The sequence below is a fragment of the Pandoraea sp. NPDC090278 genome, from assembly GCF_044772185.1.
Lineage (GTDB): Bacteria > Pseudomonadota > Gammaproteobacteria > Burkholderiales > Burkholderiaceae > Pandoraea.
Map to the genome: position 1 here is coordinate 751421 of NZ_JBIVYJ010000001.1, position 20918 is coordinate 772338.

Sequence of the window (20918 nt, forward strand, 5' to 3'; positions counted from 1 at the left end):
CCGGACGATTTCGCGATCTTGCGCCGATGCTTTATGGGGTGTCGCACGCGGTGTCCCGACCATAAAAAACGGCGCCCGAAGGCGCCGTCGTGTTGAGCGTCGAAGCGCTCGATGGCATGGACCGGCGTCAGAGAATTTCCGCCGCGTAGTCCGCCAGACGCGAACGTTCGCCGCGCGCGAGCGTGACGTGTCCGCTGTGACCCCAGCCCTTGAAACGATCCACCACATAGGTGAGGCCCGAGCTGCCTTCGGTCAGGTACGGCGTGTCGATCTGCGCGATGTTGCCCAGACAGATCAACTTGGTGCCGGGACCGGCGCGCGTGACGAGGGTCTTCATCTGCTTCGGCGTCAGGTTCTGCGCCTCGTCGATGATGACGAACTTGTTCACGAACGTACGGCCGCGCATGAAGTTCATGCTCTTGACCTTGAGTCGCGAGCGAATCAGTTCCTGCGTGGCGGCACGGCCCCATTCGCCAGCGGAGTCGTCGGTCTTTTGCAGCACTTCGAGGTTGTCGTCGAATGCGCCCATCCACGGTTGCATCTTCTCTTCCTCGGTGCCCGGCAGGAAGCCGATATCTTCACCGACGGGCACGGTCGCGCGCGTGATGATGATCTCGTTGTAACGCTTCTCGTCGAGCGTCTGTGCCAGACCGGCGGCGAGCGCCAGCAGCGTCTTGCCAGTGCCTGCCTGACCCAGCAGCGTGATGAAGTCCACTTCCGGATTCATCAGCAGGTTCAGCGCAAAGTTCTGCTCGCGGTTGCGTGCCGTGATGCCCCACACATTGTTCTTGTGATGGCCGTAGTCACGCAGCGTTTGCAGCAACGCGGTCTTGCCGTTGATCTCCCGCACTTGCGCGTAGAACGGTGCCTCTCCGTTGTTCGTCTCCAGAAAGACGAACTGATTGATGAGGAAACTCGCGCAAAGCGGCCCGGTGATGCGATAGAACGTGGTGCCGGTCCGGTTGTCCTGCCAGCTCTCCATGCCCTTGCCGTGCTTCGTCCAGAAGTCCGGCGGCAGAGCCATCACACCCGAGTAGAGCAGATCGCTGTCCTCGAGCACCTTGTCGTTGAAGTAATCTTCCGCAGGCAGACCGAGCGCATGCGCTTTGACACGCATGTTGATGTCCTTCGACACCAGCACGACCTGACGATCGCGGAACTTGTCCTGCAGCGCGCGCACGACACCCAGAATCTGGTTGTCGGCCTTGCCTTGCGGCAGACCTTCGAGCGGCGGAACGTCGGGCAGATCGGTCTGGAAGTACAGACGCCCGGTGGCGTCCTTGTTGCCGAGTCGCGAGAGCGGAATGCCTTCGGCCATCGACTTCGTGCCGCTTTCTGCGACCAGCCCGTCGAGGGTGCGGCTCACCTGACGCGCGTTGCGCGCCACTTCCGACATGCCCTTCTTGTGATTGTCGAGCTCTTCCAACGTCATCATCGGGAGATAGACGTCGTGCTCTTCGAAGCGGAACAGGCTGCTCGGGTCGTGCATGAGCACGTTGGTGTCGAGCACAAAAAGTTTCGCCGGTTCCTGATCTTTACCGCGTGTACGTTTCGAACCCTGGCCCGTCGCCGTCGACTTCACGGCCTTGAGGGACGGGCTGGCGCCGCTGGAGTCTGCCGAAGGCGGCGACTGGGGCGAACGTGCAGCGGGCGACGACTGTGGTGCAGTCTGCGTCGCCGGAGCGGTTTTGGGGACGACCTTCAACTCAGTCGCGCTGGCGGCTCCCGCGGCACCGGACGCATCGCCCAGTGCTTGTTGTTCAGACGAGGGGATCGGTTTCTTGGCCTCCGTGCGCGAAGGTTTGAGGCGAGTGGGGAATTGTTCCGGGGCGAGCAGCGAGCCCGGTTTGGTCGGCGCCGATGGCAATGGCATAGATTTCCCGTTCAAGAAAACACAACACTACTCGGCCGGGACAAACGGCAATACATCACGTCCCGGCAACAAAAAAGCCGCCTGCCCGGACGCACCGGAGAGGCGGCTTGGCTGAAGGCGCCGCCGTGGCGACGCCTGCAATAGTCTCGTTCAATGCGCTTGATCATTACGGCCGACTATAACGTCTCTTGCCGTGCTTGTATAGCGTCGAATGCCCTCACTGGCGGTCGCTATCGGCCCCTGCGCAACACCGGCCCGAATAGCGCTCGCACGCGTGCCCGACGACCCGCTTCATGCGAGTGTCGCGCACGCTTGTCGACTCAGATCGCCTGCACGGCGGTCAGCACGTCCGCCACGTGATCGGGTACGCGCACACCACGCCATTCGCGGCGCAGAACCCCTTTCTCGTCGATCAGAAACGTGCTGCGCTCGATCCCAAGATGTTCTTTGCCATACAGTTTTTTCAGCTTGATGACACCGAACAATTTGCAGACCGCTTCATCGCCATCGGAGATCAGCGGGAAGGGCAGTTCGAGCTTGTTCTTGAAGTTCTCGTGCGAGCGCAGGCTGTCGCGAGACACACCGACGATCTGTGCTCCGGCCGCCTGAAACTGGTCGTAGCTGTCGCGGAAGTTCATGCCTTCTGTCGTGCAGCCGGGCGTGTTGTCCTTGGGGTAAAAGTAGATCACCACCTTCTGGCCGCGATGCGCCTTGAGCGAAAAATCGCCGCCGGTGGCCGGTGCGGTGAAATCGGGCACGGGAGTGTCGATGGCTACCGTCACTATGGTCTCCTTGGGTGGCCTCGCAGGGCCGGTTCGGAAAGTCTTGCGAATACGGGGAGGGGATTCAGGCGGCCTGGCCTTCCAGAATCAGGTCGCCGGAGCGGCCCGGAATCTCGCCCCACACGACCGGATGTGCAGGCAGTGCGGTCAGATCCAGCGTCGCGTAATAGTCGCCCATCGTCACCAGATCGTGACCCTGTCGACGCCAACCGGCAAGCAACTGACGGAACAGCGGTGCCAACTTCTGCCCTTCGAGTTCGGCGTGAAGCGTGAACACGTGATCTTGCGCCGGATCGCGGGTCAGGGCAAGCAGATGCTCGGCCACACCGTTGATGTCGCGGCCATCGATGCCGAGCAGCTCGTCGACGGTCGGCAGCGTGGTGGGCATCTGGACATGGTTCAGTCGCACGCCGTCGACGATCGGGTAGTGCGGGGCGTCACCGCGTCCGTCCGACGAATACTTCATGCCCCAGGCGTCGATCTGACGGAACGCGTGGTTGTTCATTTGCCAGCCAGCCGCGCCGTGTGTGAGCGGGGGCGCACCGAAGATCTGTGCGAAGCGTGCGTGCGCCTGCGCCATCTGGTGCTGCGTCCATGCCGCGTCGCGCGTGCGCACGTTGTCCTGCCAGTACGTGTGATCCCACGTGTGGATACCCGTCTCGTGGCCTGCAGTTTGCACGGTGCGCATGACGTCAGCCGCGCGCTTGCCGATATCCGGGCCGGGCAGCAGCGTGCCGTACATGAGCGTCTTGAAGCCGTAATGCTCGACCACCGACGTGCGCGAGACTTTCTTCAGAAAGCCGGGGCGGAAGACACGCTTGAGCGCCCAACCCGTGTGATCGGGTCCGAGGCTGAACAGGAACGTCGCCATCGCCTTGTGTTCGGCCAGCGCAGCGAGCAGATTGGGCACGCCTTCGCGGGTGCCGCGCAGCGTGTCGACGTCGATCTTCAGGACAATCTTGGCCATAGCCGCCCTTGAGTAGTACATCGAAGCCATCGCTGCCGAGGTGTGCGATGTCTCGAATGTCGAATCAAATTACTGAGTCAAACTGCTGAGTCAAAAACGCCCGATGCGCCAAGGGCGCACCGGGCGTGTCGTGCAATGTTCCAGTCATGCCGCCATGTCGCGAGCGCGTCACAGCGGCAAACCGGCGCAGGGCACTGGCGTTATTCGCCCTCGACCAGACGACGAGCTTCGGCGACGTGACCGCGATACGCTTCGAAAATCTTGCGCAGGGCATCTTCCATCGACGTCGTCGGCTTCCAATCGAGTTCCTGCATCGTGTTCTCGATCTTCGGCACGCGGTTCTGCACGTCCTGATAGCCGTTGCCGTAGTAGGCGCCCGACGTCGTTTCGACGAGCTGAACCTTCTTGGCCGTCTCGGCGTATTCCGGATACTCGCTTGCCAGCTTGAGCATCATGTTGGCGAGTTCGCGCACCGAGAAGTTGTTCGTCGGATTGCCGATGTTGTAGATCTTGCCGCTCGCAACATTGTCCTTGTTGTCGATGATGCGAACCAGGGCGTCGATACCGTCGTCGATGTCGGTAAAGGCGCGCTTCTGGTTGCCACCGTCGACCAGGCTGATGTTCTCACCGCGGGCGATGTGGCCGAGGAACTGCGTGACCACGCGCGACGAACCTTCCTTCGGCGTGTAGATCGAGTCGAGGCCGGCACCGATCCAGTTGAACGGACGGAACAGCGAGAAGTTCAGGCCTTCCTGCATGCCGTAGCCCCAGATCACACGGTCCATGAGCTGCTTCGAGCAAGCGTAGATCCAGCGCGGCTTGTTGATCGGGCCGTAGATCAGCGGCGAGTTTTCCGGATCGAATTCGCCGTCGGTGCACATGCCGTAGACCTCGGAGGTCGACGGGAACACCAGGTGCTTGCCGTACTTCACGGCCGAGCGCACGATCGGCAGGTTCGCTTCGAAGTCGAGTTCGAACACGCGCAGCGGGGCCTTCACGTAGGTGGCTGGCGTTGCGATAGCGACCAGCGGGAGGATCACGTCGCACTTGCGAATGTGGTACTCGACCCATTCCTTGTTGATCGTGATGTCGCCTTCGAAGAAGTGCATGCGCTCGTGGTTGACCAGATCGCCGAGGCGATCGGTGAGCATGTCCATGCCATAAACTTCCCAGTCGGTCGTCTCCAGGATGCGCTTCGACAGATGGTGGCCGATGAACCCGTTGACACCGAGAATCAGGACTTTTTTCATATTACGGTCAGTGATTGAGCTGGGAAAACTGTGCCGGCACGAGGGGGTTGCCGTCCAGCGTTAGTTCATGAATGACGATGGCATTTCCGTCGCCGCAAATGCCGAGGAGCGCATTATCCACTACTTGCAGTCCGCAGGGCAAACCGGCGGGGGCGGGCGAGCGGGACAGACGGGCCCGATTGACCACGAAACGGCGCTCGCCGACGTCGGTAAAAGCCCCTGGATAGGGCGGTGCGACGGCCCGGATCAGGTTGTAGACGCTTTGCGCCGACTGCGTCCAGTCGATTCGGCCGTCTTCGGGCTTGCGCCCCCCGAAGTAGCTGCCGGCGGTGAGATCGTTGGTCAGGCGAGGGGCGGTCCCGGCGATCAGGCCCGGCAGGCAGCGCCAGAGCGTCTGTTCGGCTGCGACCGTGACCTTCTCAAACACTTCACCCGCCGTGTCGTCCGGCAGGATCGGCACCGACGTCTGGTCGATGATCGCCCCGGCGTCCGGCTTCAGCGCCATTTCGTGCAGCGTCGCACCCGTTTCGGTTTCGCCTCGCAAAACCGCCCAATTGACAGGCACGCGTCCGCGATACTTGGGCAGCAGCGAGCCGTGCATGTTGAACGCGCCGCGCGGGGCGATATCCAGCACGGCCACCGGGATCATGTGGCGGTAGTAGAACGAGAAAATAAAGTCCGGCGCGATGGCGCGGATACGCTCGGCGAGCGCGGGATCGGCCGGATCGTCGGGGGTGACGACCGGGATGCCGTGCTCGGCGGCGACGCCCGCGACGCTGCCGAACCAGATGTTCTCGTTCGGGTTGTCCTGATGCGTGACCACGAGCGCGACGTCGACGCCGCGTGCGAGCAGCACCTGCAGGCAGCGAACGCCAACGTTGTGATACGCGAAGACAACGGCCTTCGCTGCGGACGTTGTGGACCCGATGCTCATGACGTGTGCGATCCCAGCTCGGTCGCGCCGGTGCTCAGCGTGGCGCTCTGCGAGCCCGACTTGTCGCCATGGGCGACGGGGTGGGCGTCATGCGACTCGTGGGCCTGCAATACCGCCTGCACCAGATAGCGGGGACGCTGGCGAACCTGCTGATAAATACGGCCGATGTACTCGCCGAGCAGGCCCATGCCGAACAGGATCACACCCAGCAGGCAGAACGTCACGGCGAACAGGGTGAACACGCCCTGAACTTCCGAGCCGAACAGGAAGCGTCGCGCCATCAGCACGACAAACAGGACACCCGAGGCGGCCGACAGCGTGATACCCACGCCCGAGAGCCATTGCAGAGGGACGACCGAGAAGCCGGTGACCAGATCGAAGTTCAAGCGAATGAGCGCATAGAGCGAGTATTTCGACTCTCCGGCAAAGCGCTCTTCGTGGGCAACATCCACTTCGGTCGGATTCTGGGCAAACGTATAAGCCAGCGCCGGAATGAAGGTGTTGATCTCACGGCACTGATTGACCGTATCGACGATGTGGCGGCTGTAGCCGCGCAGCATGCAGCCCTGATCGGTCATGCGAATGCGCGTGATGCGCTCGCGCAGACGGTTCATGGCGCGCGAGGCGTTACGGCGGAACCACGTGTCCTGACGGTTCATGCGCACCGTGCCCACGTAGTCGTGTCCGGCGGCCAGTTGCGCCACGAGCTTGCCGATTTCTTCCGGCGGGTTCTGCAGGTCGGCGTCGAGCGTGACGACCCATTCGCCGCGTGTGTGCTCGAAGCCCGCCAGAATGGCCATGTGCTGGCCGTAGTTGCCGTTGAACAGCACCACGCGCGTCACGTCCGGGCGCGCGCGATACTGCTCGGCAAGCATGGCCGCCGAACGGTCGCGGCTGCCATCGTTGACGAACACCACTTCGTAGGTCACACCCAGCTTATCGAGCGCAGGGTAAAGCCGTGCGAAGAGGGCGGCGAGGCCAGCCTCTTCGTTGTAAACCGGGATGACGACAGAGAGTTGTGGTCGATTCATTTTTTGTAATCAGCGCAAATAGCATTTACGGCTTCGCAGACGCGCGCAACGTCGGCATCCGTCATGGCGGGGTACAGCGGGAGCGTCAGGATGGCACGGCCCAGACGTTCCGTATGCGGGAACTGGCCTTCCTTGAAACCCAGTGCACGATACATTGTAAACAGGTGGATGGCAGGGTAGTGCACGCCGCTGCCGATGCCGCGCGCCTTCAACTGTTCCATGAATCCCGCACGGTCGATCGTGAGGTGCGCCAGCGGCAGTTCGATCTGGAACATATGCCAGTTCGAATTCGTGAAATCGGCGTGCGGCAGGCCTACACCCAGCGCGACGGCGGCGCCGCCTGCGAGCTTGTCGAAATACTGGCGTGCCAGTTCGGTGCGGCGGTTGTTGAAGGCCGCCAGATGCGGCATCTGGCCGAGGCCGACACGTGCGGCCACATCCGTGAGGTTGTACTTGCCGCCCAGCACATCGACATCCATGCCGTCGAGGCCGAAACGGGTCACGCCCTGCAGGCGGTACTTCTCGGCAAGACGCGCTTCGTCGTCCGTGTTGAACACCAGCGCACCGCCTTCGATGGAGGTGAGGTTCTTGTTCGGGTGGAAGCTGAACGAGACGAGATCGCCAATCGAGCCGATGCGCTTGCCGTTCCAGCTCGCGCCCATCGCCTGAGCGGCGTCTTCGACCACACGCAGCTTGTGGCGGCGCGCAATGTCGTACAGGCGGTCCATGTCGACCGGCAGGCCCGCGAGGTAGACGGGGATGATCGCGCGGGTCTTGGGCGTGATCGCCTTCTCAAGCAGGTCGAGGTCGATATTGCGCGTGGCAGGATCGACGTCGACGAACACCGGCGTAGCGCCCACTTCGAGAATGACGTTGGACGTGGCGACCCACGACAGCGGTGTGGTGATGACTTCGTCGCCGCTTTGCACGCCAGCGATGCGCAGGCCGATTTCGAGTGTGGCGGTGCCCGAATTGAAGACGCGCACCGGACGTCCGCCGAAATATTCGGAAAGCGCCTTTTCAAAAGCCTGGACTTGCGGCCCCGAGGTGATCCACCCCGAGCGCAGCACTTCGGTCACGCCGGCGATCGTCGCCTCGTCGATGCTCGGGCGCGTGAACGGGATGAACGGTTGATTCGGTTGGGAGGTTGCCGAGTCGCTCATGATGTATGACTAAGCCTCAAATTAGCTCGAATGTGCATGGAAAACGCGCAAGCCCTGTGGGGTGCGCGTACGGCGATTTCCTCGGGCGGCAGACTCAGCTGCGCGCCAGAATATAAACACCCACAAGAATGATGCCGATGGCCACCACGCGCTGCATCGAAAGCGTTTCGCCGAACAGATACCATGCGGCGAACGCGTTCACGACATAGCCCAGGGAGAGCATCGGGTAGGCAATCGAGACTTCGACGCGCGAGAGCGCCAGAATCCAGACGACCACGCTGATGGCATAGCAGACGAGCCCGCCCATGATCGGCACCTGCGTGGCAAGTTTGATACCGATGGGCACAATGTTGGCGCGCGTGAATTCCAGGGCGCCGATGGCGTTGGCGCCCGCTTTGAGCAACAGCTGGGCGCACGCGTTGAGCAGCACGCCGGTGAGAATAAGGGAAAACGTCGCGAGATTCATGGAACGTTTGTGAACGTTTGTGAATAATTATGGATACCGCAAATAGTCTCGGGAAACCCCAAGCGCGCTATTTTACGTTGTCTTCGGGTTGCGGTTTCGAGATTACGACCCGGCGGGCGTCGCGCGCGACGATACGCATCGGCAAATGCGCCGCTTCGAGCTTACTGAACGTGTCCGGATCGACCAGCGCGAGCGCCTTCGGATCGGCGCGCCAGCGCGCATAGAAGTCGTCGAGCGTCGGCACCCATTTCTGTGGTTCCTGCTTCACGCCGAATTCCAGCTCGTCCGGGTGTTGCACCATGATCATCGTCTGCCCCAGATAGTAGGGCATGGTGTGATCGAGCACATTCACCGAATAGAACGGCACGTTCGGCCCGAGGCGCTGCATCTCGGCCTTGACTGCGGGCACGAGCAGCACGCCGGTACTTTGACGTCCGAAGACTTCATGCCCCATGCCGCCGATGGTCACGAGCAGCAGCATGCCAGCGGAGAACGCGAGCAGGGCGCGACGGGCGCTGTGGCGCGCGAGTCGCCATGCAACGAGCGTGCCGACGAGGCCCGCGCCCACCGCGAAGTACAGCCAGACCTGGAAGGCCTTGTACAACTCATTGGGGTTGCGCACGCTGCCCGCGCGTCCTGCAAAGATGGCGACCATCACGAGGGCGGCAATCAGGAAGACGGCATAGCCCGCCATATGAACGCGCACGGTGTCGCGGCGCAATTGCGCGAGATACAGCCCGAACAGAAGCGCCATGGCCGGGGCGATCGGCAGCAAATACGAAATCAGCTTCGAGTGCGACGCACTGAAGAACACGAAGATGAACACCGACCACACCCACAGCATGGCCGTCGGGGCGAATCCGTTGGGCTGACGCGGCATGCGCAGTGTGGCGCGAATCGTGCCGGGCAGAATCGACAGCCACGGCAGGAAGCCGACAATAAAGACCGGTACGAAGTACCACGGCGCGCCGTCGCGGTTGTGGCCCTCCATCGCGAAGCGGCGGAAGTGCTCGTTGATGAAGAAGAAGTCGAAGAACTCGGGGTTGCGCATCTGCACGAGCACGAACCACGGCGCAGCAACGGCAAAGAAGACGATCAGGCCGCTGCCCAGATAAAGACGTCGCCACAAGGCCCAGTCGCGCGTGACGAGCGTATACAGGACGAGCACGGCCCCCGGCAGCACTATGCCGACGAGGCCCTTGCTCAGCACGGCGAGCGCCATGGCGGCCCAGCACAGCCACATCCAGCCGCGCACGGCGGAGCGCTCCAGCCCGGGGCGTTGCGCGAGCAGCAGGGCGCACAACGACAGCCCCATGAAGAACGACAGGCCCATGTCGAGCACGTTGAAGTGCCCGAGCAGCGACCACAGGGGGGCTGCGGCCAGTGCTGCGGCGGCGAACAGGCCCACGCGGGCATTGAATAGGCGCCGACCCGTGAAACCGACCATCAGCACGCCTGCAAAGCCGGTCAGTACCGTCCAGAGCCGGGCCTGCCACTCACCCAGCCCGAAGGCGGCGAAGGTGAGCGCGTTCATCCAGGTTTGCAGCGGTGGCTTCTCGAAGTACTTGTAGCCGTTGTAGCGCGGCGTGATCCAGTCGCCGGTCGTCCACATCTCGCGTGCCATCTCCGCGTAGCGGCCTTCGTCGCTGGAAATCAGGTGGCGATAGTCGAGCACTCCGAACCAGACGAGCGCAAACGCCAGGAGCAGCAGCCAGAAGGCGGCCGGGGATAGCGGATAGGCAGTGGACGGTGTGCCTGAGGCGGAAAGCGTGGGCACGGGAGGCGGAGGAGGCGGCGCGATTGTGTCTGCGGCCATCAGGCCGGGAGCGAGCGGGCGGCGGCTCACTCAGTCGCCTCGGTTTCGATGAGCACCGCGAGGACAACGCGGCGTCCCTCGGTCATCAGAATGTTGTACGTGCGGCATGCGGCCTGCGTGTCCATGGAATCGACACCGACCCGTTGGCTCGTCAGCGCCGTGGTCAGACGCGGGTGGGCGAAGCGCAGACGCTCGCCGCTGCCGAAGATGACGACTTCCGGTTCGCGCGCGCGCAGCAGGTCGAAGTGGGACGCGTCGAGCGCATCGAAGCGCGACACCGGCCACGGCGTCACATCGCCCTCGGGGGCAATCATCACGCTGTGGTCGTAACGAACCTTGTTGACTTCAACATAGCCGGGGCCGTAGCCGGTGACCGTGTTCAATGCCGCTTGTGACGGATCTTGATGCAGTTTCACTTTCGGAGATTCCCTACCCAGTGGTGGCTGAGCGATCGGCAGATCGGGTAACGGGCGGGCATCTTGCCCTGCGTGCCGCAAACCGTCAATGATGCATTGCCGAAGTCTGTCATAATTGGCTAAATTATAGCTTTTTGCCGTACGCAGCAGGGCAAAACCGTTGCAGTGCGGCATTTTTCACTTCATCCCGCCTGTTGCCGGCCCGTCCGGATCCCTGCGCCGCCCGTCAAGACCACAATCGCCGTGAAACCGATCCTCAAATCGCAGAAATTGCAGAATGTCTGCTACGACATTCGTGGGCCCGTGCTCGAACATGCCAAGCGCATGGAAGACGAAGGTCATCGCATCATCAAGCTGAACATCGGCAATCTGGCGCCGTTCGGCTTCGAACCGCCTGACGAGATCGTTCAGGACATGATCAGCAATCTGCCGAACTCGGCGGGATACTCGGACTCGCGGGGGGTGTTCGCGGCGCGCAAAGCGATCATGCACTACTGCCAGCAAAAGCGCATCAAAGACGTTCAGCTCGACGACATCTACCTCGGTAATGGGGCGTCCGAACTGATCGTGATGGCCATGCAGGCGCTGCTCAACGACGGCGACGAAGTGCTCGTGCCCGCGCCGGACTATCCGCTGTGGACGGCCGCCGTCAGCCTCTCGGGCGGCACCCCGGTGCACTATATCTGCGACGAGCAGGCCGACTGGCAGCCGGATCTCGCTGACATCCGCAAGAAGATCACGCCCAACACGCGCGCGATCGTCATCATCAATCCGAACAATCCGACCGGCGCACTGTATTCGGACGAACTCCTCAAGGAGATCGTCTCGCTCGCCCGCGAACACAAGCTGATCATTTACGCCGACGAGATCTACGACAAGATCATCTATGACGGCGAAGAGCACACGTCCATCGGATCGCTTTCCGAAGACGTGCTCACGATCACCTTCAACGGCCTGTCCAAGAGCTATCGCGCCTGCGGCTACCGCGCGGGCTGGATGGTTGTGTCGGGCGACAAGCGTCCGGCGCGCGACTATATCGAAGGGCTGAACATTCTCGCCTCGATGCGCCTGTGCCCGAACGTGCCGGGTCAGTACGCCATTCAGACGGCGCTGGGCGGCTATCAAAGCATCAAGGACCTGATCGTGCCGGGCGGACGCCTGTACGAGCAGCGCGAGATCGCCTACCGCATGCTCACCGACATCCCCGGTGTGACCTGCGTGAAGCCGAAGGCGGCGCTGTATCTGTTCCCGCGTCTGGATCCGGCGGTGTACCCCATCGCCAACGATCAGGACTTCATTCTCCAGTTGCTGCTCGAAGAAAAGGTCCTGCTGGTGCAGGGCAGCGGCTTCAACTGGATGCACCCTGACCATTTCCGCGTAGTGTTCCTGCCTCACGAGGGCGACCTGAAAGACGCCATGAGTCGCATTGCCCGCTTCCTGGACGGTTATCGCCGTCGCCACAGCAAGTGATGCGCGCCAACCGATTCCGACTTTTGAGTAAAACTGCATGAAACCGATCAAATTGGGCCTGCTGGGCCTGGGCACCGTAGGCTACGGCGCCTTCCAGGTGCTGGCTCGTAACCAGGAAGAAATCCAACGTCGCGCCGGCCGGGGTATCGAGATTACGAAGGTCGCAGTGCGTAACGTCGAACGGGCCAAGGGGCTTGTGGGCCACGCGGCGGTCGTCACGGGCGACCCGTTCGAGGTCGTGAACGATCCGGCCATCGACGTCGTGGTCGAAACCATCGGCGGCTACGATCTCACGAAGGAACTGGTCCTCAAGGCGATTGAGAACGGCAAGCACGTGGTCACCGCCAACAAGGCGTTGCTGGCCGTGTACGGTAACGAGATCTTCGCCGCCGCCCGCAAGGCCAACGTGATGGTGGCGTTCGAAGCCGCCGTCGCCGGTGGCATTCCCATCATCAAGGCGCTGCGCGAAGGCCTGACGGCCAACCGCATTCAGTGGATTGCCGGGATCATCAACGGCACCACGAACTTCATTCTCTCGGAGATGCGCGACAAGGGCATCGACTTTGATGTGGCGCTTGCCGACGCACAGCGTCTGGGCTACGCGGAAGCCGATCCGACGTTCGACATCGAAGGCGTCGACGCCGCCCACAAGCTCACGCTGATGAGTGCCATTGCGTTCGGCGTGCCGGTGCAGTTCGACCGCGCCTATGTCGAAGGCATCACCAAGCTGTCGGCGCTCGACATCAAGTACGCCGAGGAACTCGGCTACCGTATCAAGCTGCTGGGCATTACGCGCCGCGCGGAAAACGGCATCGAACTGCGCGTGCATCCGACGCTGATCCCGGCCAAGCGCCTCATCGCCAATGTGGAAGGCGCGATGAACGCCGTGCTGGTGCAGGGCGACGCCGTGGGTGCCACGCTTTACTACGGCAAGGGCGCAGGCGCTGAGCCGACGGCGTCGGCTGTGGTGGCCGACATCGTCGACGTGACCCGTCTGCAGACGGCCGACCCGGAGCATCGCGTGCCGCATCTGGCATTCCAGCACGACTCGCTGTCCGATACGCCGGTGCTGCCGATCGACGAAGTGACGACGAGCTACTACCTGCGTCTGCGCGTGGTGGATCGTGCCGGTGTGATGGCGGAACTCACGCGCATTCTGGCGGACCTCGACATCTCCATCGACGCGCTGCTGCAAAAGGAATCGCGCGAAGGCGAGCACCAGACCGACATCATCATCCTGACGCACCAGACGCTAGAGAAGCACATCAACTCGGCCATCGCGAAGATCGAAGCGATGGACACGGTGCTGTCCAAGGTCACGCGCATCCGTATGGAAGCGCTGAGCTGAGCGGCACAGGTCACCGATACGACAGGACACGATTCCCATGAAATACATCTCCACGCGCGGCGCGGGCCTGACCTCTGGCGAACCGCAGTCGTTCTCCAGCATTCTGCTCGGCGGCCTCGCCCCGGACGGCGGTCTTTATCTGCCGACGGAGTACCCGCAGGTGACGGCCGACGAGCTGCGCGCCTGGCGTCAGCTGTCGTACGCCGAACTGGCCGCCAAGGTGCTGGCCAAGTTCGCGGGCGACATTCCGGCCGAGATCCTGGCAGATCTGACGAAGCGTACGTACACCGCCGAGGTGTATCGCAACGTGCGTCCGGGCGAAGACGCTGCTGACATCACGCCGCTGCTGCCGTTGGGCGTTGAGGGTGACACGCAGTTGTCGCTGCTCGCGCTCTCGAACGGCCCGACGCTCGCGTTCAAGGACATGGCCATGCAACTGCTTGGCAACCTGTTCGAATACGCGCTGGCGCAGCACGGCGACGCACTCAACATTCTCGGTGCGACCTCTGGCGACACCGGCAGCGCGGCGGAATACGCCATGCGCGGCAAGGAAGGCATTCGCGTCTTCATGCTCTCACCGGCAGGCAAGATGAGCGCGTTCCAGACGGCGCAGATGTATAGCCTGCAAGACCCGAACATCTTCAACCTCGCGGTCGAAGGCGTGTTCGACGACGCGCAGGACATCGTCAAGGCCGTCTCGAACGATCACGCCTACAAGGCGCGCTACAAGATCGGTACGGTCAACTCGATCAACTGGGCGCGCGTCGTGGCGCAGGTCGTGTACTACTTCAAGGGCTATTTCGCGGCCACGGGCGGCAAGTCCGGTCAGGATGGCGAAGTGTCGTTCACGGTGCCGTCGGGCAACTTCGGCAACGTCTGCGCCGGTCACATCGCGCGCATGATGGGTCTGCCGATCCGCAAGCTGGTTGTGGCAACCAACGAAAACGACGTGCTCGACGAGTTCTTCCGCACCGGCCGTTACCGCGTGCGCAAGTCGGCCGAGACGTTCCACACGAGCAGCCCGAGCATGGACATCTCGAAGGCATCGAACTTCGAGCGTTTCCTGTTCGATCTGCTGGGCCGCGATGCCACGGCAACGGCCGATTTGCTCAAGAAGGTCGAGCGCGAAGGCGGTTTCGATCTGTCGGGCAGCGAGGCGTTTGCGCGCGTCGCAAAGTTCGGTTTCGTGTCGGGCCGCAGCACGCACGCGGATCGTCTGGCGACGATTCAGGACGTGGCCAAGCGTTACGACGTGGTCATCGATACCCACACCGCCGACGGCGTGAAGGTCGCGCGCGAAGCGCTCGAACCCGGCGTGCCGATGGTTGTGCTGGAAACGGCGCAACCGGCGAAGTTCGCTGAAACGATTCGCGAGGCACTGCATCGCGAGCCGCCGCGTCCGGCAGGCTTCGAGCAACTTGAATCGCTGTCGCAGCGCTTTGAGACCGTGCCGAATGACGTCGAACGCGTGAAGGCCTACATCGCCGAGCACACCGGTCTGTAAGACGGTGCGTTGCTTTCTGCGCGCCTTTGCGTTTATTGACTGACTCCCGGGCCATTTGCATGCTGAGTACACAAGAAGCCCTCGACGCCGTGCTGGCGGCGGCGCGTCCGCTCGACGAACGTGAGACGGTCGACACGCTCGCGGCCAACGGCCGCGTGCTGGCGGCGGACGTCGTCGCCACGCTCGACGTCCCACCGATGGACACGAGCGCGATGGACGGGTACGCCGTCCGCACCGCCGATCTGACGGGCGACGCCACCGTGTTGCCCGTGTCCCAACGCATCCCCGCTGGGCACGCGCCCGAGCCGCTCGCCAGCGGCACTACGGCGCGCATCTTCACGGGGGCGCCGGTGCCCCCGGGGGCCGACGCCGTTGTGATGCAGGAGCAGTGCGAGGCCCGTGAGGATGGGACGGTTGTGATTCGTCACACCCCGGAAGCGGGCGAGTTCGTGAACCGTCAGGGCGCGGACATTCGTCGCGACAGTGTGGTGCTGGCGGCCGGTACCCGGCTGCGCGCGCAATCGCTGGGACTGGCGGCGTCCGTCGGCATCGCGAAGCTTCAGGTGGCCCGGCGTTTGCGCGTCGCCGTGTTCTTCACGGGCGACGAGCTGACGATGCCTGGTGAGCCGTTGCGTGCGGGCAGCATCTATAACTCCAACCGCTTCGTGCTGCGCAGCCTGCTGGAGAATCTGGGCTGCGAGATGACCGATTACGGCATCGTGCCCGACAACCTGGCGGCCACGCGCGCGATTCTGCGCGACGCCGCTCGCGGCAACGATCTGATCATCACATCCGGCGGTGTGTCTGTCGGTGAGGAGGATCACGTCAAGCCTGCGGTGGAAGCCGAGGGGCGTCTGAACCTGTGGCAGATCGCACTCAAGCCGGGCAAGCCGCTGGCGTACGGTGATGTCAACCGCATGGGCGGCGGTACGGCGCACTTCATCGGCTTGCCGGGCAATCCGGTGTCGAGTTTCGTGACGTTCCTGCTGTTCGTGCGGCCGTTCATCCTGCGTTTGCAGGGGGGGACGGACGTGACGCCGCGTCGCATCGCGATGCGCGCCGATTTCACGCAGAAGAAGGCGGATCGTCGCAACGAATTCGTGCGGGCGCGACTGAACGATCAGGGTGGCCTCGACGCCTTCCCGAACCAAAGCTCGGCGGTCCTCACGTCGACCGTGTGGGGCGACGGCCTCATCGACAACCCGCCGGGACACCGCATCGAAGCGGGGCAGACGGTGGCGTTCCTGCCGTTCTCCGACCTTCTATATTGAGAGACAGATGTGTGGCCCGATGTGTCGGGCCGCGCCTCGGACAGACTATGCAGATCGATCTTCGCTTTTTCGCCAGCGTCCGCGAGGCGCTCAACGTCGCCGAGGAGCGCGTGGACGCGCTGCCTGCTGGGATTGCTACGGTGGGAGACGTGCGGGAATGGTTGTGCGCGCGCGGCCCGGTCTGGGCCGAGACGCTCGGCCCGCAGCGTTCGCTGCGCATGGCGCTGAATCACACGATGGTGCCCGCGTCCACCCGCCTGACGGAAGGCTGCGAAGTCGCGTTCTTCCCGCCGGTGACGGGCGGTTGAACCACGCGCACGGTACATAGCTAAGGAGACGTCATTCCATGCCGATTCGAGTGCAGACCGAGGATTTCGACCTGTCGGAGGAAGTCCGGCGCTTGCGTGCAGACGATCTGCGCATCGGCGCGGTGGCGACATTCGTCGGAACGGTGCGCGATCTGAACGACGGGAAGGACGTCTCGCGCATGACGCTCGAGCACTATCCGGGCATGACGGAGAAGGCGCTGGAGGCGATTGTCGTGCAAGCGCGCGAGCGCTGGCGCTTGTTCGACGCGCTGGTCATCCACCGCTATGGCGAACTCGGGCCGGGCGATCAGATTGTGCTGGTGGCGGTCACGTCGGCGCACCGGGGCGACGCCTTTGCCGCTTGCGAGTTCATCATGGACTATTTGAAGACCGAGGCGCCGTTCTGGAAGAAGGAATCGACGCCGCAAGGCGAGCGCTGGGTCGATGCCCGCGAGACCGACACGGCGGCCCGCGAGCGCTGGACGAGCGGCGAGAAGTCCTGATTTCGCCTTCGGAGGCTGTCAAGCCTCCGATTTCCTGCTTATTTCAATCAACGTCGCCGAAATTCGCTAATTTTGGACGATCGTGTCAATCGTGCTGCCGATTCGGCCGTCTTTGCTTGATGCTCTCGAGCAAGGCGCGCTGCGCGGGCGGCAACGCGTACTCCCAACCGAACAGGTTCAGTTGAAGGCTCTCCGCGATGCGGATAGCCGGTTCCGCGAAGGCGAACGCCGCTTGCGGCTCAAACAGCTTGTCGAGCGTATCGAAGAAGAGCGCGAGCCAGCGGCTGAAGTGCTCGCCGCTGAGATGCCCGAAAGGCTGATGCGCCTGCGTCACATTGCCGCGATACCGTTTGGCCCCGAGCACGATGCTCGACCAGAACGCGACCATCTTTTCCAGATGCATGTCCCAGCGGCCTTCGAGGGCTTGCCGGAATACCGGGCCGAGCAGGTTGTCGTCGCGAATGCGTCCATAGAACGTGTGGACGAGCAGGCGCACGGCGTCCTCGTCGATCTCAGCGATTCGGGCCGTCGGCCATTCCAACGGATCGATGGCGGGCTGGCTGGCGGATCTTGCCGTCGTGGAAAGCGTGGATTCGGCTGACATTTCGTCGGGTGAGGGGGCGGCAACGGTATCGTTCGGCGCATTTCGATGGCCGGATGACGCATGGTGCGGCGTGCTGAAAGTAGCTATTATGAGCCTCAAACCGTGGCGTGTCCTGCGGTTGTCCCAACGCATCACGCGTCCGGCGCAGGGCGACGATCCCGTCGTCATCCCCGCCCGGCAAGCCTGAAGCCGGCGTCTCGTCCGGCGTTGCGCGAAATGTCAAACGTCGCGCTGTAATGCCCCTTGAAACCACAGGGGCTTGTCCGCACATCCGATCCAGAGAGATTTCTTACCGGAGCACTAGATGCGACAAGACAAATTCACCACGCAGTTCCTGGAAGCGCTGGCTGATGCCCAAAGCATGGCAGTCGGTCGCGACCAGCAATACATCGAGCCGTTGCACCTTCTCGCCGCGCTGATCGCACAACCCGAGGGCGCTGCGCGCTCGTTGTTGCAACGCGCAGGCGTGCAGGTTCAGCCGCTGGCGCACGACATCGAAACGGCCATCGCGAAGCTGCCGCAGGTGCAGGGCACCGACGGCAACGTGCAGGTCAGCCGCGAACTCGCGGGCCTGCTCAATCAGGCCGACAAGGAAGCGCAGAAGCATGGCGACAGCTACATCGCCAGCGAGATGTTCCTGCTCGCGCTCGCCGACGACAAGGGCGACACGGGCAAGCTCGCCCGCGGCCGTGGCCTCACCCGTAAAGCGCTGGAAGCCGCCATCGAAGGCGTGCGCGGCGGCGCATCCGTCGATAGTCAGGATGCCGAAAACCAGCGCGAAGCCCTCAAGAAATACACGCTCGATCTGACTGAGCGCGCCGCGTCCGGCAAGCTCGATCCGGTGATCGGCCGCGACGACGAAATTCGTCGCACGATCCAGATCCTGCAACGCCGTACCAAGAACAACCCTGTGCTCATCGGTGAGCCGGGGGTGGGCAAGACGGCCATTGTGGAAGGGCTCGCCCAACGTATCGTCAACGGCGAAGTGCCGGAGTCGCTCAAGAACAAGCGTGTGCTCGCGCTCGACATGGCCGGGCTGCTGGCCGGTGCGAAGTTCCGCGGCGAGTTCGAAGAGCGTCTGAAGAGCGTGCTCAACGACATTGCCAAGGACGAAGGCCGCACGATCCTGTTCATCGACGAAATTCACACGATGGTCGGCGCGGGCAAGGCCGAAGGCGCGATGGACGCGGGCAACATGCTCAAGCCTGCGCTTGCGCGCGGCGAGTTGCATTGCATCGGGGCCACCACGCTCGACGAATATCGCAAGTACATCGAGAAGGACGCTGCACTGGAGCGTCGCTTCCAGAAGGTGCTGGTCGAAGAGCCGAGCGTCGAAGCGACGATTGCGATTCTGCGTGGCTTGCAGGAGAAGTACGAACTGCACCACGGTGTGGAGATTACCGACCCGGCCATCGTCGCGGCGGCTGAACTCAGCCAGCGCTACATCACCGATCGCTTCCTGCCGGACAAGGCCATCGATCTGATTGACGAAGCTGCGTCGAAGATCAAGATGGAAATCGACTCGAAACCGGAAGTGATGGACAAGCTCGACCGTCGTCTCATCCAGTTGAAGATCGAGCGCGAAGCCATCAAGAAGGAAACGGACGAAGCGTCGCAGAAGCGTCTGGCGCTGATCGAGGAAGAGATTTCGCGCCTGGAGCGTGAGTACGCCGACCTCGAAGAAGTGTGGACGGCCGAGAAGGCGGCGGTGCAGGGCAGTGCGCAAGTCAAGGAAGAGATCGATCGCGTGCGTGCCGAGATCGCCAAGCTGCAACGCGAAGGCAAGCTCGACAAGGTGGCCGAGTTGCAATACGGCAAGTTGCCGCAGCTCGAAGCGCAGTTGAAGGATGCCGATGCCGCCGAAGCGGCGGGTCAGCAGTCGCAACCGCGTCTGTTGCGCACGCAAGTGGGCACGGAAGAGATTGCGGACGTCGTCTCGCGTGCCACGGGCATTCCGGTGTCGAAGATGATGCAGGGCGAGCGCGAGAAGCTGCTCAAGATGGAAGACAAGCTGCACGAGCGCGTCATCGGACAGGACGAGGCCATTACGGCCGTGGCCGACGCTATTCGTCGTTCGCGTGCCGGGTTGGCGGATCCGAATCGTCCGTACGGTTCGTTCCTGTTCCTCGGGCCGACCGGTGTGGGTAAGACCGAGCTGTGCAAAGCGCTTGCGATGTTCCTGTTCGATTCGGAGGATCACCTCATCCGTATCGACATGAGCGAGTTCATGGAGAAGCACAGCGTGGCGCGTCTGATCGGGGCGCCTCCGGGCTACGTCGGGTACGAAGAAGGCGGTTATCTGACGGAAGCCGTACGTCGTAAGCCGTACAGCGTGATTCTGCTCGACGAAGTCGAGAAGGCTCACCCGGACGTCTTCAATGTGCTGCTGCAAGTGCTGGACGATGGCCGCATGACCGACGGGCAAGGACGTACCGTGGATTTCAAGAACACGGTGATCGTGATGACGTCGAACCTCGGTTCGTCGATGATTCAGTCGATGGTGGGTGAGCCGCAGGAACGGATCAAGGACGCCGTCTGGACGGAGATCAAGGATCACTTCCGTCCGGAGTTCCTGAACCGGATCGACGAAGTCGTGGTGTTCCACGGACTCGACCAGAAGCATATCGAGTCGATTGCCACTATCCAGATCGAGATCCTGCGTCAGCGTCTGGCTAAGCTCGACATGAATCTCGAGGTCACCAAGGCGGCGCTCACGCATGTGGCGCGCGAAGGTTTCGACCCGGTGTTCGGGGCACGACCGCTCAAGCGCGCGATCCAGCAGGAGATCGAGAACCCGGTCGCCAAGCTGGTGCTCGCAGGCACGTTCGGCCCGAAGGACACGATCCCGGTCGACTGGCGCAATGGCCGCTTCACCTTCGATGGCGAGACCGCCGCGCAGGTGAGCAAGGCGACCGAGGCTGCCGCCGAGTAAGCCTGACCGGCTGACTGATCGAACCATCCCCGCGTTTCGCAAGAGGCGCGGGGATTTTTTTCGTGTGTGAAGCGATGCGTCGTCCTGTCACAATCGTCGGCGAAAATGCGCGACCACCGCATCGCCTTGCAGGTGGCTGGGTGGTGGCGTGACAAACCGCGCACCATTCGCGTCGACGAGGTTGCGGTTGGCGTCGACGGCAAACCGTTCGTCGCAAGCGGGCTGCGAGACGCGCCGTGCGTGGCTTATCGTCAGGTCATGATTCGAACCCTGTGAGGAC

At 62.7% G+C, this 20918-nt stretch carries 19 protein-coding genes; 8 read left to right on the top strand and 11 right to left on the bottom strand.

All coding sequences use genetic code 11. The annotated features are described in order from the left end of the window. Positions 1–127 precede the first annotated feature (127 nt). From ACIQWO_RS03300 to ACIQWO_RS03345, 10 genes are all read right to left on the bottom strand, one after another. The gene (locus tag ACIQWO_RS03300) at positions 128–1873 is read right to left on the bottom strand and encodes a PhoH family protein (RefSeq protein WP_402819112.1); all 1746 of its coding nucleotides are present in this window, start codon (positions 1871–1873) and stop codon (positions 128–130) included. Positions 1874–2193: 320 nt separating this feature from the next. After that, complete coding sequence (locus ACIQWO_RS03305; RefSeq protein WP_402819115.1) at positions 2194–2655, bottom strand: peroxiredoxin; 462 nt, start codon at positions 2653–2655, stop codon at positions 2194–2196. A gap of 64 nt (positions 2656–2719) precedes the next feature. After that, positions 2720–3622, bottom strand: a complete 903-nt coding sequence (locus ACIQWO_RS03310) for a polysaccharide deacetylase family protein (protein ID WP_402819118.1) — start codon at positions 3620–3622, stop codon at positions 2720–2722. Positions 3623–3822: 200 nt separating this feature from the next. Then, positions 3823–4872: a bifunctional UDP-4-keto-pentose/UDP-xylose synthase gene (locus ACIQWO_RS03315; RefSeq protein ID WP_402819121.1), complete on the bottom strand. Its 1050-nt coding sequence runs from the start codon at positions 4870–4872 to the stop codon at positions 3823–3825. Between the two features lie 7 nt (positions 4873–4879). After that, the gene (locus ACIQWO_RS03320) at positions 4880–5806 is read right to left on the bottom strand and encodes a formyltransferase (RefSeq protein WP_402819124.1); all 927 of its coding nucleotides are present in this window, start codon (positions 5804–5806) and stop codon (positions 4880–4882) included. Further along, positions 5803–6837 (bottom strand): glycosyltransferase, encoded by a 1035-nt coding sequence (locus tag ACIQWO_RS03325; protein WP_150659211.1) that lies wholly within the window; start codon positions 6835–6837, stop codon positions 5803–5805. Before ACIQWO_RS03325 ends, ACIQWO_RS03320 begins: the two co-directional genes overlap by 4 nt. Next, on the bottom strand, positions 6834–8000 hold the full coding sequence (locus ACIQWO_RS03330; protein ID WP_402819128.1) for a DegT/DnrJ/EryC1/StrS family aminotransferase: 1167 nt from the start codon (positions 7998–8000) through the stop codon (positions 6834–6836). The genes ACIQWO_RS03325 and ACIQWO_RS03330 overlap by 4 nt, the downstream gene beginning before the upstream one ends. A gap of 94 nt (positions 8001–8094) precedes the next feature. Further along, complete coding sequence (locus ACIQWO_RS03335; RefSeq protein WP_039398805.1) at positions 8095–8466, bottom strand: SMR family transporter; 372 nt, start codon at positions 8464–8466, stop codon at positions 8095–8097. A 67-nt stretch (positions 8467–8533) separates the two neighbouring features. Continuing rightward, positions 8534–10312: a glycosyltransferase family 39 protein gene (locus ACIQWO_RS03340; protein ID WP_402819131.1), complete on the bottom strand. Its 1779-nt coding sequence runs from the start codon at positions 10310–10312 to the stop codon at positions 8534–8536. Further along, a complete protein-coding gene (locus ACIQWO_RS03345) occupies positions 10309–10698 on the bottom strand; it encodes an Mth938-like domain-containing protein (protein ID WP_402819134.1) in 390 nt (129 codons plus the stop codon). The genes ACIQWO_RS03340 and ACIQWO_RS03345 overlap by 4 nt, the downstream gene beginning before the upstream one ends. Before the next feature lie 243 nt (positions 10699–10941). Between ACIQWO_RS03345 and ACIQWO_RS03350 the strand changes: the two genes are divergently transcribed. The 6 genes from ACIQWO_RS03350 to moaE are packed head-to-tail and all read left to right on the top strand — an operon-like array spanning position 10942 to position 17102. After that, on the top strand, positions 10942–12168 hold the full coding sequence (locus tag ACIQWO_RS03350; protein ID WP_402819136.1) for a pyridoxal phosphate-dependent aminotransferase: 1227 nt from the start codon (positions 10942–10944) through the stop codon (positions 12166–12168). 37 nt (positions 12169–12205) lie between these two features. Beyond that, positions 12206–13516: a homoserine dehydrogenase gene (locus ACIQWO_RS03355; protein ID WP_150577838.1), complete on the top strand. Its 1311-nt coding sequence runs from the start codon at positions 12206–12208 to the stop codon at positions 13514–13516. A 37-nt stretch (positions 13517–13553) separates the two neighbouring features. Beyond that, complete coding sequence (thrC, locus tag ACIQWO_RS03360) at positions 13554–15020, top strand: threonine synthase (protein WP_402819140.1); 1467 nt, start codon at positions 13554–13556, stop codon at positions 15018–15020. Between the two features lie 59 nt (positions 15021–15079). Then, the gene (glp, locus tag ACIQWO_RS03365) at positions 15080–16291 is read left to right on the top strand and encodes a gephyrin-like molybdotransferase Glp (protein WP_402819143.1); all 1212 of its coding nucleotides are present in this window, start codon (positions 15080–15082) and stop codon (positions 16289–16291) included. A 47-nt stretch (positions 16292–16338) separates the two neighbouring features. Further along, positions 16339–16599 (top strand): molybdopterin converting factor subunit 1, encoded by a 261-nt coding sequence (moaD, locus tag ACIQWO_RS03370; protein ID WP_039398793.1) that lies wholly within the window; start codon positions 16339–16341, stop codon positions 16597–16599. A gap of 38 nt (positions 16600–16637) precedes the next feature. Further along, entirely contained in the window at positions 16638–17102 is a 465-nt protein-coding gene (moaE, locus tag ACIQWO_RS03375) for a molybdopterin synthase catalytic subunit MoaE (protein WP_402819146.1), read from the top strand. 85 nt (positions 17103–17187) lie between these two features. Here moaE and ACIQWO_RS03380 read toward each other — a convergent pair whose 3' ends face one another. Next, entirely contained in the window at positions 17188–17706 is a 519-nt protein-coding gene (locus tag ACIQWO_RS03380; RefSeq protein WP_402819148.1) for a group III truncated hemoglobin, read from the bottom strand. Positions 17707–18010: 304 nt separating this feature from the next. Here ACIQWO_RS03380 and clpB point away from each other — a divergent pair, with 304 nt between their 5' ends. Continuing rightward, positions 18011–20638 carry an ATP-dependent chaperone ClpB gene (clpB, locus tag ACIQWO_RS03385; protein WP_402819151.1) on the top strand — a complete coding sequence of 876 codons (2628 nt, stop codon included), beginning with the start codon at positions 18011–18013 and terminating at the stop codon, positions 20636–20638. A gap of 105 nt (positions 20639–20743) precedes the next feature. Next, positions 20744–20914: a hypothetical protein gene (locus ACIQWO_RS03390; RefSeq protein WP_402819153.1), complete on the top strand. Its 171-nt coding sequence runs from the start codon at positions 20744–20746 to the stop codon at positions 20912–20914. The last annotated feature ends 4 nt before the right edge of the window (positions 20915–20918 follow it).

Bases quoted from the DNA above. Each gene is read 5' to 3' on its own strand.
- ACIQWO_RS03380 (WP_402819148.1), bottom strand. From the start codon at position 17,706: ATGTCAGCCGAATCCACGCTTTCCACGACGGCAAGATCCGCCAGCCAG.
- ACIQWO_RS03310 (WP_402819118.1), bottom strand. From the start codon at position 3,622: ATGGCCAAGATTGTCCTGAAGATCGACGTCGACACGCTGCGCGGCACC.
- ACIQWO_RS03355 (WP_150577838.1), top strand. From the start codon at position 12,206: ATGAAACCGATCAAATTGGGCCTGCTGGGCCTGGGCACCGTAGGCTAC.
- moaD (WP_039398793.1), top strand. From the start codon at position 16,339: ATGCAGATCGATCTTCGCTTTTTCGCCAGCGTCCGCGAGGCGCTCAAC.
- ACIQWO_RS03300 (WP_402819112.1), bottom strand. From the start codon at position 1,873: ATGCCATTGCCATCGGCGCCGACCAAACCGGGCTCGCTGCTCGCCCCG.
- ACIQWO_RS03315 (WP_402819121.1), bottom strand. From the start codon at position 4,872: ATGAAAAAAGTCCTGATTCTCGGTGTCAACGGGTTCATCGGCCACCAT.
- clpB (WP_402819151.1), top strand. From the start codon at position 18,011: ATGCGACAAGACAAATTCACCACGCAGTTCCTGGAAGCGCTGGCTGAT.
- ACIQWO_RS03390 (WP_402819153.1), top strand. From the start codon at position 20,744: ATGCGCGACCACCGCATCGCCTTGCAGGTGGCTGGGTGGTGGCGTGAC.
- thrC (WP_402819140.1), top strand. From the start codon at position 13,554: ATGAAATACATCTCCACGCGCGGCGCGGGCCTGACCTCTGGCGAACCG.
- ACIQWO_RS03320 (WP_402819124.1), bottom strand. From the start codon at position 5,806: ATGAGCATCGGGTCCACAACGTCCGCAGCGAAGGCCGTTGTCTTCGCG.
- ACIQWO_RS03325 (WP_150659211.1), bottom strand. From the start codon at position 6,837: ATGAATCGACCACAACTCTCTGTCGTCATCCCGGTTTACAACGAAGAG.
- moaE (WP_402819146.1), top strand. From the start codon at position 16,638: ATGCCGATTCGAGTGCAGACCGAGGATTTCGACCTGTCGGAGGAAGTC.
- ACIQWO_RS03330 (WP_402819128.1), bottom strand. From the start codon at position 8,000: ATGAGCGACTCGGCAACCTCCCAACCGAATCAACCGTTCATCCCGTTC.
- ACIQWO_RS03335 (WP_039398805.1), bottom strand. From the start codon at position 8,466: ATGAATCTCGCGACGTTTTCCCTTATTCTCACCGGCGTGCTGCTCAAC.
- glp (WP_402819143.1), top strand. From the start codon at position 15,080: ATGCTGAGTACACAAGAAGCCCTCGACGCCGTGCTGGCGGCGGCGCGT.